This is a genomic window from Photorhabdus heterorhabditis (genome assembly GCF_001280945.1).
Lineage (GTDB): Bacteria > Pseudomonadota > Gammaproteobacteria > Enterobacterales > Enterobacteriaceae > Photorhabdus > Photorhabdus heterorhabditis.
Genome location: NZ_LJCS01000033.1, coordinates 1 through 12,423, shown reverse-complemented (window position 1 = coordinate 12,423; position 12,423 = coordinate 1). Strand labels below are relative to the sequence as shown.

Here is a 12,423-nt window from a genome sequence, read left to right as displayed (position 1 = left end):
TTTCTATAATTCTGTGTAATACGGGAAACGATTAGTTATAGCGATGTTTGTATTCTTTCAACGCTTCATCGAAAACCTTGACTAATTGTTTGGCGGAACCTTCTACCTCTTTCCAGGGGCTTATTACTTGCTGGAATTTAGTTATAAAAGAGGTCAGGTTTAGTGCATCGTTAATTTGGGTGAATTTATCTTTAGAGGCATTGAGCTGGGTCAGCATGGATTGCCACATGTAATCCAAATGATTTAGTGCGACTTCTGCATCCAACAAACGGGTATCCATATCGCTAAAATCAAGGGATAAATTAGTAATGGATTTTTGCAGTGAGCGTTTACCTTTAATGTTTTCTTCCAGGCTACGCACTTCTTCGATCAGCATGTTTTTCCGCTTTCGTACTTCTTCTGCTTTGGAGCCAAAGATGCCGCCAGTAATCGCAAGACCTATAATCCCTCCGGCGATACCGGAAAAAGCCAGACCCACAAATTTGTTGTAATCTTGCCTAAGTTGGTCGATTTCTGCTTTTTTCTCGATGATCTTTTCGTCCAGATCTTCAATGTTGACCGACATTTTATTGTCTTTCATTAGCTTTCTTTTGCTTTCAACCTGTGGTTGTAAGCCCATAGCAATACTGCCGTTTGTCAGTCTGCCGCCGATAAGTTTTAATTTAAAATCGGATACTTCGTTTTTGACCTTTTCGGTTTTCTGCCGTTGTTTCTCGATGTCGTTCTTCATGGTGTCGAGGATTTCTCCCAGAGCATATGAGACTTCTTTGTCTTCGTGGGTGTAGGTTATCTCGGCAAGTTGTCTATTTGAGATGTTTCCCAATTTTTTCTTGATACGTTCAATAATTGGCATCTCATTGATAATACTGATTATATTATCTCCGGTTTCGGTAATTTGTTTACCAACAACTTCTAGATCTATGCTCTGTTGCAGAACATCTTTTTCTACTTCACTCCAGCTAAGTGAGTGGGTACGGATTTCTTCAAATAAGGCATGAATATCCTCGGGTTCTAATCCAGCGATATTGACTTGTTGGTAGCCAAGATAACTTTTCACTTGCTCAATATTAAAAGGTAGTGATAGCCCTTTCTTAACATATAGTTTGATATTAATCAGGTCTTCTTTGGTAAATATTCCGCCGGGGCGTGCAACACCTTCTTGTTTACCAGTCAGTAATTGTAAGGTAGCTAAGGGAATATCTGTTTCGTTCAGTATCTTTTCCTCTGGAAGTTGAGCTAATAACATATATTTCTCCATTAATAGTTCTTGCTTTATTGAAAAATTATTAAATACATCAAGGCACAACCGGAAGTCATAATACTCATGTTGTTAAATTCACGTTGTATTTTTTATTGAATAATCTTAATTAAAAATACATAAGTTTATGGGGTTGATTGTTGAAAAAATAGTTTAATTCATGAGTTTTATTAAATATTTTTTTACATGACTATTAATTTTAAATAAAATTATTCATGGTTTTTTTATATCTGATATATGGAATTAAATAGCGTAAATTATTATTTTATTAATTTAATGTAAAAATATTATTTTTTCTTTCTTGTTTATATGGATTAAATATCTTTTTTTTATTGACATTAGAATGTAGAAATATAAATTATTTAAATGTGTTTTTTAAAAAAATTCATTTAAAACAATTGGTTGTATTTTTATGGCGTGGTGATTACATGATCTCTATATTTTTAATTTAAAAGGTAGTTAATATGGTATTCTTGTAAAGAGTAAGTCAGGTGTTTTTTAATTTATTATTTATGGCTTGTTTAAAAAATAGATGGAATTGTGTTCTATTTACCTTAAGTCATTGAATAAAGGTTTTGATTTATGCCCAATAGATTTCAAGATGCATCGAGACGGCAAGGGAGCGAATCCCCGGGAGCATAGATAACTATGTCATAGAGAACTCTGTGACCGGGGTGAGTGAGTGCAGCCAACAAAGAGGCAACTTGAAAGATAACAGGTATATAATATCTTAATTAAATCCTTAATTGTTCATATAATGGTTAAAATTAACAAATAAGGTGTATGTTTTTATAATTCCATTTGGCTATTGTGCAAATAAAATATATTTTTATAGAAAATGTTTTTTCAAAATATAAATGTTTATTTCTTGGTTGATAATAACGGTATTTATTTAGTAAATTTTTCGTAGTAAATAAAAGAACCGTTTTTTTGTAAATTGCATATACCCAACAGATTTCATTTCTTCTGACAACCGATTGCAGTACTTACTGGCTGCAAGTCAGTTTCCACAGATCTGGGGGCTGAATGCCTGGGATCGTTACTGAAAGGTGAGTAAGTTAGCAAAAATGTTTTCCGATTAACTGTCAATTCATTGAACTAGGATAAAGAAATAATTATCCATGTCGTTAGTATACTGATAGTCAGCTTTTATAAATATTTTCTGAGTAAAATATGTCAAACAGCGCATTTAACCGCCGCTGGGCGGAACTTTTATTGGAAGCACTTACTCGCTACGGATTACGTCATGTTTGCATTGCGCCAGGTTCACGTTCCACACCTTTAACAATGGCCGCCGCGTCAAATAACAAACTGATTTGTCATACTCATTTTGACGAACGCGGATTAGGACATCTGGCACTGGGATTGTCCAAAGCAAGTAAAGAGCCTGTTGCTGTTATCGTGACTTCTGGGACCGCAGTGGCAAACCTCTATCCTGCATTAATTGAAGCCAGTTTGACGGGCGAACGGATCGTTTTCCTTACTGCCGATCGGCCTCCAGAATTGATGGATTGTGGTGCGAATCAGGCTATCCGTCAGAATGGTATTTTTGCTTCTCATCCATGCCAAACAATTTCTTTGCCAAGACCAACAGCTGATATAACGGCGAGCTGGCTAGTTTCTGTTATAGATCATGCTATGGCGAATTTGCAACATGGCGCTTTGCATATTAATTGCCCATTTGCCGAGCCATTATATGGTAATGAAGAACCTCCATATGATGAGTGGTTGCGACAGTTAGGCGATTGGTGGAAAAGCAACAAACCTTGGTTGAGTCAACCAGTCGCGAATGTTGTGGCAGAAGTTCAGGATTGGCACTATTGGCAACAGAAGCAGGGCATTGTATTGGCGGGTCGAATGAGTGCTCAAGAGGGCGTTAAGGTGGCTAAATGGGCAAAGACATTGGGCTGGCCGTTGATTGGCAATGCGCTTTCACAAACCGGCCAGCCATTACCTTGCGCCGATTTATGGTTGAATAATCCTCATGCACAGGAAATTTTAGCTCAGGCGCAATTGGTAGTGCAGTTTGGTTCCAGCCTGACAGGAAAACGTTTGTTACAGTGGCAAGCTAAATGTCAGCCAGAGGAGTTCTGGATTATTGATGCAATACCGGGGCGGCTTGATCCCGCTAATCATCGTGGCAGAAAATTAACCTGTAATATTGCTGACTGGTTACTGGTTCACCCGGCACAATCGCGTACACCGTGGGCAGAAGAGCTTATAATCTGGTCAGAGAAAGCGGTTAATTGCGTCAGGGCAGCACTGGCAGGGAAATTCAGTGAAGCAGCTGTGGCTTATCGATTGAATGAATTATTACCTGAATACGGGCAGTTATTTGTGGGTAACAGTCTGATAGTTCGTCTGATAGATGCATTGGGACAATTGCCAGCAGGCTATCCGGTCTACAGTAACCGAGGGGCAAGCGGTATTGATGGATTGATTTCTACTGTGGCAGGCGTACAGCGAGCAACGGCAAAACCAACTTTGGCTATTATTGGTGATTTATCTGCCCTTTATGATTTGAATAGCCTGGCATTATTGCGTCATCCTTCCTCTTCAACAGTATTAATCGTCGTTAATAATAACGGTGGACAAATTTTCTCTTTACTGCCGACGCCGGAAGAGGAAAGACAGCGTTTTTACTGCATGCCTCAATACGTCAATTTTGATCATGCTGCCGCTATGTTTGGCCTGAAATATGTTAGCCCACAAAGCTGGACTGACTTGAAGCAGTGTACTGAACAAGCATGGCAACAAAATGAAACGACATTGATTGAACTGAAAGTACCAGATAGAGAAGGCGCTGAGTGTTTGCAACAGCTTTTAAAACAGGTGGTTATGCTGTGAATCTGGTTTGCCATAAGTTCAACAGTCACAATGATCGCCCGTGGCTGGTTTGGTTGCATGGATTATTGGGCCGTGGTGATGAATGGTTGCCATTAGTGAAGCGGTGTGCTCAGTATCCCTCATTGATAATAGATTTACCCGGTCACGGCGATTCCGCAGAGGTGCAGATAAAAGATTTCACAGATATGAATCGTCTTTTGTCGGAAACGTTAAGAGAACAGCAAATTGATCAATATTGGTTGATTGGTTACTCCTTGGGTGGACGCATTGCTATGAATTATGCCTGTTATGGTGATATTCGGGGGCTATGTGGGTTGCTGGTTGAAGGCGGAAACCCGGGTTTGCTTTCCCGGCGGGAGCGCAATGATCGTCTCAACCACGATAGAGGTTGGGCCAGACGTTTTCGTTCCCAGCCGATTGAACAAGTTTTGTCTGATTGGTATCAGCAGACAGTATTTTCTGATCTATTACCTGAACAGCGCCAGCAACTGATTAAAGTACGCCGCCAGAATAATGGCAATTGTGTGGCTGATATGCTGGAAAATACTTCGCTTGGACATCAACCTTGGTTGGTTCCTGTACTGCAACAACTGACATTACCTTTCATGTACTTGTGCGGCGAAAATGATAAGAAATTCCAGCAATTGGCAGAACATTATGCCTTACCCCTGCAAACTATTCAGCATGTTGGGCATAATGGCCACAGAGCGAACGCGACAGCGTTTGCTACGGCAGTAAACCATTTTTTATCACTCTTTGATTATAAGGAATTATGAGTATGATTTACCCGAGCGAAGAAGAACTTTACGCCCAAATTGAATGGCAGGACTGTTCCGAAGGGTTTGAAGATATTCTTTATCACAAATCCACCGATGGCATTGCTAAAATCACCATCAATCGCCCGCAAGTACGTAATGCGTTCCGTCCGTTGACGGTTAAAGAGATGATGCAGGCATTAGATGATGCCCGTTATGATGGTTCTATCGGTGTGATTATTCTAACCGGTATGGGTGAAAAAGCCTTTTGTGCTGGTGGTGATCAGAAAATCCGGGGTGACTACGGAGGCTATAAGGATGCCAATGGTATGCATCACCTGAATGTATTGGATTTTCAGCGCCAAATCCGTAATTGCTCAAAACCGGTTGTTGCTATGGTTGCTGGCTATGCTATTGGTGGCGGTCATGTATTGCATTTGGTGTGTGATCTGACTATTGCCGCTGATAACGCTATTTTTGGTCAGACCGGGCCTAAAGTTGGCTCTTTTGACGGCGGTTGGGGGGCGTCTTATATGGCGCGAATTGTCGGTCAGAAAAAAGCGCGCGAAATCTGGTTCCTGTGTCGTCAGTATGATGCTAAACAAGCGTTAGAGATGGGGCTGGTTAACACGGTTGTACCTTACGCGGATCTGGAAAAAGAGACTGTTCGTTGGTGCCGTGAAATGTTGGAAAATAGTCCAATGGCTCTGCGTTGCTTGAAATCTGCTCTGAATGCTGACTGTGATGGTCAATCTGGATTGCAGGAACTGGCAGGTAACGCCACGATGCTTTTCTACATGACAGAAGAAAGTCAAGAGGGACGAAATGCCTTCAATGAGAAACGCAACCCTGATTTCAGCAAATTTAAACGTAACCCATGATGCGTACCGCAACTTTATACCGATTCAGCTTGCCGATGGAAACAGGCGTTGTCCTGCGATATCAGCGGCTTAAAACCCGTGACGGCTTTCTGGTTCACTTGCAGGAAAATGGTCAACAGGGATGGGGTGAAATTGCACCTCTGCCCGAATTCAGCAAGGAAACGCTTGAGCAGGCGGGTGAAACTGCTACGACATGGCTTAAACAGTGGTGTCTTGGTGCTGAGTCTGACGAAAGTGAATTACCTTCTGTGGCATTTGGAATTAGCTGCGCAATAGCTGAATTACAGAGTAAATTGCCGGAAGAAGCTGATTACCGGAAAGCACCACTGTGTAATGGTGATCCTGATGAACTGATTGTTCGTCTCAGTGAAATGAGTGGGCAAAAAATCGCCAAGGTAAAAGTCGGGCTGTATGAAGCAGTACGTGACGGTATGGTGGTTAATGTTCTGTTGGAAGCAGTACCGGATTTAGCTTTGCGGCTGGATGCTAACCGTAGTTGGAATCGTGTTAAAGCGGATGGCTTTGCTAAATATGTGAATCCTGATTACCGCCACCGAATTGCCTTTTTGGAAGAACCTTGTCAAACCGCGAAAGAATCGCTTGCTTTTGCCCGTGATACAGGGATCGCCATTGCATGGGATGAAAGTGTCCGTGATGAAGGCTTTAAAGTAGAGGCTCAGAAAGGGGTTGCCGCTATTGTTATCAAACCCACGTTAGTTGGCAGTCTTACCCGCTGTTGTCAGTTGATTTCAGCTGCGCACAATGCTGGATTAGAGGCGGTGATCAGCTCCAGTATTGAAACCAGTTTCGGCCTGAGTCAGCTTGCCCGCATTGCTCATTGGTTGACGCCTGCGACTATTCCTGGGTTGGATACGCTGGAATTGATTCAGTTTCAGTTAGTGCGTTGTTGGCCGGGTAGCACGATTCCAGTAAAAGGATTGGACGAGTTAGAAATCGCATGGTGCAGTTAAATCCATTTACCCAGTGGCCGTGGCGCTACTGGGCATCTCTTAATCCTGAACATATTGCCATCAGATTGCCTAATCGCTCTCTAAACTGGCATCAGTTGGTGACTTCTTTGGATGCAATAGCGGCCAATTTTCGCCAACAGGGGGTCGTTGAAGGAAGCGGAGTCATGCTGCGGGGGAAAAATAGCGAAGAGATGCTGTTTTGTTATCTTGCAGCACTACAGTGTGGTGCGCGGGTGTTGCCACTGAATCCTCAATTGCCTGAAATACTCCTGTCTGAATTACTGCCACATTTGAAGATTGATTTTGTTGCTGATTTCTGTGGTGATGATTTGCTCGTTATAAATTCCAGTCCTCTTAATTGGCAAAGTAACTCACTGAATTCTGATGATAGTGCTGCTGCATGGGATGCAATGCGCCCAGCCAGTATGATTTTGACTTCCGGCTCTTCTGGATTGCCTAAAGCGGCTGTTCATTCAATCTATGCCCATCTTGCTAGTGCGCAGGATGTACTTTCTGTGATGAATTTCCAACAGCAAGATAGTTGGTTGCTTTCATTGCCGTTGTTTCATGTATCTGGTCAGGGGATTATTTGGCGCTGGTTAATGAAAGGAGCTTCTTTGGTACTGAGAAATATTAATCCACTGGAGCATGCTTTGGCAGATTGTACACATGCTTCATTAGTGCCGACTCAGCTCTGGCGGTTACTGGAGCAGTCACAAAATCCGCTACCAAATTTGAAAGAAGTGCTTTTGGGTGGTGCTATGATCCCGGTTGCATTGACTCAAAGGGCAGAACGGAGAGGCATTCGTTGTTGGTGTGGTTATGGCTTGACGGAACTGGCTTCAACGGTATGTGTTAAACGAGCAGATGAGTTTTCTGGTGTGGGAAATCCACTGCCGGGTAAGGAAATTCGGTTGATAAATGAGGAAATTCATATTCGTTCTGATAGCCTTGCCAGAGGATATTGGCTGGATGGTAAATTACAACCATTGACTGATAGTGATGGTTGGTTTCATACCCGAGATCGGGGAATGAGGCAAAATGGTGAATTACGAATACTTGGCCGGATGGATAATCAATTTTTCAGCGGTGGAGAAGGCATTCAACCGGAAGAAATTGAGCGGGTGATTAATACCTATCCACAAGTAAAGCAAAGTTTTGCTGTTCCTGTACCCGATCCTGAATTTGGTTATCGTCCCGCTGTTGTTATCGACAGTAATTCATCTGAGGTCATTGATTCATTGCCCGAATGGCTGATTGATAAACTGGCTTCTTTTCAGCGTCCAGTGGCTTACTATCTGTTACCTCATCAGTTTAAAAATAGCGGTATTAAAATTTCCCGTCAGCAAATCAAAAAATGGGTGTTGGATTTGCCAGGTTTATATTGAGCTATTTTGATTTGTATTTTGTGTGGTGAGATGGATATCCATCTCTGAGTGCAATATTAAACATAAATGATAACAAATTATCCTGCCATCTTTTGGACTCACTATCTGGGGTAATGAAAAAATCATATATCCATCTATACCTGTTATCTTTCAAGTTGCCTCTTTGTTGGCTGCACTCACTCACCCCGGTCACAGAGTTATCTATGATGTGGCAAAAGCTGATGATGTAAATAGGAATTGAACTCTGCTACTGCCCATTATTTATCGTGTAATAATGGGCAGAGATTGTTAAAGAACAGCGTTGCTAGAAATTAGCCTTTGATTTTTTTCAGGGCTTTTTCAACACCATCACCGTATTCTGGGTGAACTTTTCTAAATAGCTCAACCTGACGACGTTGAGTATCTTCATGTGCTTGCGATAGCTCACTGGCGATACGATCAAACATACGTTGATGCTCTTTACTGTTTATTAACATAAACAGTCTACGAGGCTGGCTGAAATAATCTTCATCTTGACGATGGTTCCAGTTGTCAGCATCTCCTTCTAAAGCTAATGATGGATGTTTGAATTCAGGTTGTTCCTGGAACAACCCAGCGTTGTTTGGTTCATAAGTCACAGTATTGCCGCTGTTACCGTCGACACGCATTGCACCATCACGGTGATAATTATGGAACGGACAACGAGGAGTATTGACCGGAATTTGATGGTGGTTAACGCCAAGACGATAACGTTGAGCATCACCATAAGAGAACAGGCGACCCTGTAACATCTTATCAGGGGAGAAACTAATACCGGGTATGACATTAGCAGGGTTAAACGCGGCTTGTTCAACTTCTGAGAAATAGTTTTCAGGGTTACGGTGCAGCTCGAAATAACCGACTTCGATCATTGGATAGTCGCCGTGAGGCCAGACTTTTGTCAGATCAAATGGGTTGTATGGTACTGTAGCCGCTTCTTTTTCTGGCATTATCTGAACTTTCAGTTTCCAGCGCGGATAATCGCCTTGTTCAATGGCTGTAAACAAGTCGCGCTGAGAACTTTCACGATCTTTACCGACTAGCGCTTCCGCTTCTTCATCCATTAAGTTCTTAATGCCTTGCTGGCAACGGAAATGGAATTTCACCCAGAAACGTTCATTATCTGAGTTGATAAAGCTGAATGCATGGCTACCAAAACCGTGCATATGACGGAAAGATTTAGGCATACCACGGTCACTGAAATCAATGGTTAGTTGGTGCAGTGATTCAGGCTGGTGAGAGAAAAAATCCCATTTATAGGCAGGATTACGTAAGTTGGTATGTGGATCACGTTTAACAACATGGTTAAGATCTGGGAATTTCAGGGGATCACGAAGATAAAATACCGGCGTATTGTTACCCACTAAATCCCAGTTACCTTCTTCTGTATAGAATTTGAGTGCAAAACCACGAATATCACGTTCAGCGTCGGCTGCTCCGCGTTCACCGGCTACTGTTGAAAAACGGGCAAACATTTCTGTTTTTTTGCCTATTTCAGAGAAAATCTTAGCACGGGTATATTTGGTGATATCGTTAGTGACAACAAAGGTTCCATAAGCTCCAGAGCCTTTGGCGTGCATACGACGCTCTGGAATAACTTCACGATCAAAATGGGCCAGTTTTTCTAAAAACCAAACATCCTGCAACATCATAGGGCCGCGTTGTCCTGCGGTAATGACGTTATTGTTGTCAACGACGGGAGCTCCTGCAACCGTTGTAAGTCCTCTCTTTTTCATCACACTTCTCCTGTTTTACATGAAAAAAAACAGCGGGATCGCTGATAAGGAAAATGTTTTGGTCAACAGATTAAAATTTTATTCTGATATTATTTTTTTCTTTATTGTTGAGTAGAAAAATTATTTTATATGAGTAATGATTGCATTAAATAAACTCAATAAACAAATCCACACATATTTAGTAAGTATAGATGATTCATTTGTTTTTGTTGTCCATTGATTGAATTGTGTTTAAGTAAAATACTTAAGATTAAGTAAATAAAGGGGAAATATCATGAAGGCTTATCTTATTGCGGGAACGACCAGTTTGTTATTAATTACTGGATCAGCAAATGCGATTTCTATTAATCTTCAAGCTGGTCGTCATTTTACCAATACTTCAGCTGCAATTGGTGATAATAGTGCTGGATTATCTTTTAATGGTAACTGGGCACGTAGTGATCATAATGGGCACTTGGGAAGTTTTGGCACCGCATTTAGCCTGCCTGTTGGTCCGTTAACCGCCAGTGTTGGCGGTAAAGCGCTTTATTTATCACCTAAAGATGGAAAAGATGGCGGGGCATTGGCTGGAGGCGTCGGTTTGAGCTGGGCTGTTACACCGTCTTTATCCCTGTATGGTGAAGTTTACGGTGCTCCGTCTGGTTTAACTTCCGGTATTGATTCTTATACTGAGGCAAATGGGGGTTTGCGTTTTACAGTATTTAAACCGCTGACAGTGGATGCAGGTTATCGAATGATGAATATGAGAGGGAAAGAGGGGGATCGGGATAACAAACTGGCTGATGGATTTTATGTTGGTGTCGGTTTGAATTTCTGATCCACTTTTATGAAATTGTCCACACTATTTCTGATGTGGACAATTTCCATGCCTGATTAACCCACTTCTGGCAGTAATCCGCTAACAATACCAATCTGGATAGCAATAACGGCAATCCCGCAAAGAAACACTAGAACCAAAGTGGGCTTTCCGCCTTTGACCCGATAAGCTCTTTGTTCAATTTGGCGGCTACGCCATGCCAGCATTGAAGGCAAAAGCAGAGCGAGAATAGACAGCGCTACTGCCGCGAAAGTCAGAGCCATAACAAAGTTTGGATAGTATAAAGCGCAAAGTAACGGTGGAACAAAAGTCACTACACCTGTTTGCAGGCGGCCTGTCGCATTTTTGCGGAGTTTGAACAGATCTGCTATGTAATCGAACAAACCTAAAGAGACGCCAAGAAATGAGGTTGCTAGAGCTAAGTCGGCAAATAGATGGACAGCAAGCTCTACTCGAGGAGTCGCGACAACTTCTCTCACCGCTTGTAATAGTCCATTTAACCCCGATTGTTCTGACAGAATTCCGACAAAAGTATGGGAAGAAATTGCTCCCAGTGTGGTTAATTGCCACAGGATATAAGCCGCCAGTGGGATAGCACTCCCGATGACAAATATCTTGCGTAACTTACGGGTATCGCCCCCCATATAACTCACAATACTTGGCACACTGCCGTGAAAGCCAAAAGAGGTGAATACTACAGGAATGGCAGATAATACTAAGCCCCGCTCCAAAGGCATTGAGAGCAAGTTAGTACTTTTTATATGGGGCATCATGACTGTCAGCATAATAATCAGGAAGATGATTTTTGCGGTAAACAACAGGCGGTTCACCATATCAACAGATTGCGTACCAATAGAAACAACGCCGCCGGCCACAATAGTGAAAGTCAGTATCCCAAATGATACGGAAACAGGTTTATCCAGCCATGAAGAGAGGCTGCCTGATAGCAATTCTCCGGCACCACTGATATAAGCTGTTGTCAGAGCATACATCAGGAATAGCATACTGAAACCGGTAAGCCATTGACCGCCGCGCCCCAGATAGCGTTTTGCTAGTGTTCCCAACCCGGTATTTGCCGGGTTGTACTGGTAAACTTCCACCAGCAATAAAGCGGTATAGCTCATTAAAACCCAAAGAGCGACTAACATCACAAACGTTGTACCAAAGCCAACACCCGCCGCCGCCAGTGGCATAGCCAGCATTCCTGCACCAATTGTTGTTCCCGCTACGATGAAAATACTGCCAAGAGTGCGATTCTTCACGCTTTCCTCTGTTTCTGAATTGATTGAAATAGTTATAGAAAGGTAGGCTAAAGGATCAATTTATTTCTGTCAAATAATGGTTACACTAAGTGTAAATAAATAATTACATTCTATATTTTTGTATTAATCTGAGTTATGTATTTTATTAAATAGAAAAAGTTACTTGTTCTATTAATTTTAAAAAAGCCAGATTTTATTAAAACTTAAATAATATTTATTTTCATTATAGGAGCTTGCTATGGCCCGATTGCCAGGCTATCGGCGTAATACCATCACACGAAAACTGAAAGAGTCAGGTCGGGCGTAAGGAAACAATATCTCCAGTCTTATCGTGATTTTTCGGAATTTAATATATCTAATTCACCATTAACAGCAGTAAATAACTGATCGCTGATCACATTTCACACTATTCATTCTGACGGTCAATTAATTTCACATTAGAATAGTTTGATGATGTCACTATTAAATCATCAATATTCTCTGTGGAAAG

At 41.8% G+C, this 12,423-nt stretch carries 9 protein-coding genes; 6 read left to right on the top strand and 3 right to left on the bottom strand.

Translation table 11 applies throughout. The features are described 5' to 3' along the window. Positions 1 to 31: 31 nt before the first annotated feature. Entirely contained in the window at positions 32 to 1,258 is a 1,227-nt protein-coding gene (locus AM629_RS12395) for an alpha-xenorhabdolysin family binary toxin subunit A (RefSeq protein WP_054479362.1), read from the bottom strand. A gap of 1,173 nt (positions 1,259 to 2,431) precedes the next feature. On the opposite strand from AM629_RS12395, the gene menD reads away from it, so the two are divergent. From menD to menE, 5 genes are read left to right on the top strand one after another with little or no spacing between them, the layout of a single operon-like run. After that, positions 2,432 to 4,105, top strand: a complete 1,674-nt coding sequence (gene menD / locus AM629_RS12390; RefSeq protein ID WP_054479360.1) for a 2-succinyl-5-enolpyruvyl-6-hydroxy-3-cyclohexene-1-carboxylic-acid synthase — start codon at positions 2,432 to 2,434, stop codon at positions 4,103 to 4,105. Continuing rightward, the gene (gene menH, locus AM629_RS12385; protein WP_054479415.1) at positions 4,102 to 4,881 is read left to right on the top strand and encodes a 2-succinyl-6-hydroxy-2,4-cyclohexadiene-1-carboxylate synthase; all 780 of its coding nucleotides are present in this window, start codon (positions 4,102 to 4,104) and stop codon (positions 4,879 to 4,881) included. Before menD ends, menH begins: the two co-directional genes overlap by 4 nt. 2 nt (positions 4,882 to 4,883) lie before the next feature. Then, positions 4,884 to 5,741 (top strand): 1,4-dihydroxy-2-naphthoyl-CoA synthase, encoded by an 858-nt coding sequence (gene menB, locus AM629_RS12380; RefSeq protein WP_054479358.1) that lies wholly within the window; start codon positions 4,884 to 4,886, stop codon positions 5,739 to 5,741. After that, entirely contained in the window at positions 5,741 to 6,712 is a 972-nt protein-coding gene (gene menC, locus AM629_RS12375) for an o-succinylbenzoate synthase (protein WP_054479413.1), read from the top strand. Before menB ends, menC begins: the two co-directional genes overlap by 1 nt. Beyond that, positions 6,700 to 8,100: an o-succinylbenzoate--CoA ligase gene (menE, locus tag AM629_RS12370; protein ID WP_054479356.1), complete on the top strand. Its 1,401-nt coding sequence runs from the start codon at positions 6,700 to 6,702 to the stop codon at positions 8,098 to 8,100. Before menC ends, menE begins: the two co-directional genes overlap by 13 nt. 311 nt (positions 8,101 to 8,411) lie before the next feature. Here menE and AM629_RS12365 read toward each other — a convergent pair whose 3' ends face one another. Next, entirely contained in the window at positions 8,412 to 9,854 is a 1,443-nt protein-coding gene (locus tag AM629_RS12365; RefSeq protein WP_054479354.1) for a catalase, read from the bottom strand. Between the two features lie 274 nt (positions 9,855 to 10,128). Between AM629_RS12365 and AM629_RS12360 the strand changes: the two genes are divergently transcribed. Beyond that, positions 10,129 to 10,671, top strand: a complete 543-nt coding sequence (locus AM629_RS12360; RefSeq protein ID WP_054479352.1) for a YfaZ family outer membrane protein — start codon at positions 10,129 to 10,131, stop codon at positions 10,669 to 10,671. Positions 10,672 to 10,727: 56 nt separating this feature from the next. Here AM629_RS12360 and tyrP read toward each other — a convergent pair whose 3' ends face one another. Continuing rightward, on the bottom strand, positions 10,728 to 11,933 hold the full coding sequence (tyrP, locus tag AM629_RS12355) for a tyrosine transporter TyrP (protein WP_054479351.1): 1,206 nt from the start codon (positions 11,931 to 11,933) through the stop codon (positions 10,728 to 10,730). Positions 11,934 to 12,423: the final 490 nt, after the last annotated feature.

Bases quoted from the DNA above. Each gene is read 5' to 3' on its own strand.
- menB (WP_054479358.1), top strand. From the start codon at position 4,884: ATGATTTACCCGAGCGAAGAAGAACTTTACGCCCAAATTGAATGGCAG.
- menC (WP_054479413.1), top strand. From the start codon at position 5,741: ATGCGTACCGCAACTTTATACCGATTCAGCTTGCCGATGGAAACAGGC.
- menD (WP_054479360.1), top strand. From the start codon at position 2,432: ATGTCAAACAGCGCATTTAACCGCCGCTGGGCGGAACTTTTATTGGAA.
- AM629_RS12395 (WP_054479362.1), bottom strand. From the start codon at position 1,258: ATGGAGAAATATATGTTATTAGCTCAACTTCCAGAGGAAAAGATACTG.
- AM629_RS12365 (WP_054479354.1), bottom strand. From the start codon at position 9,854: ATGAAAAAGAGAGGACTTACAACGGTTGCAGGAGCTCCCGTCGTTGAC.
- menE (WP_054479356.1), top strand. From the start codon at position 6,700: ATGGTGCAGTTAAATCCATTTACCCAGTGGCCGTGGCGCTACTGGGCA.
- AM629_RS12360 (WP_054479352.1), top strand. From the start codon at position 10,129: ATGAAGGCTTATCTTATTGCGGGAACGACCAGTTTGTTATTAATTACT.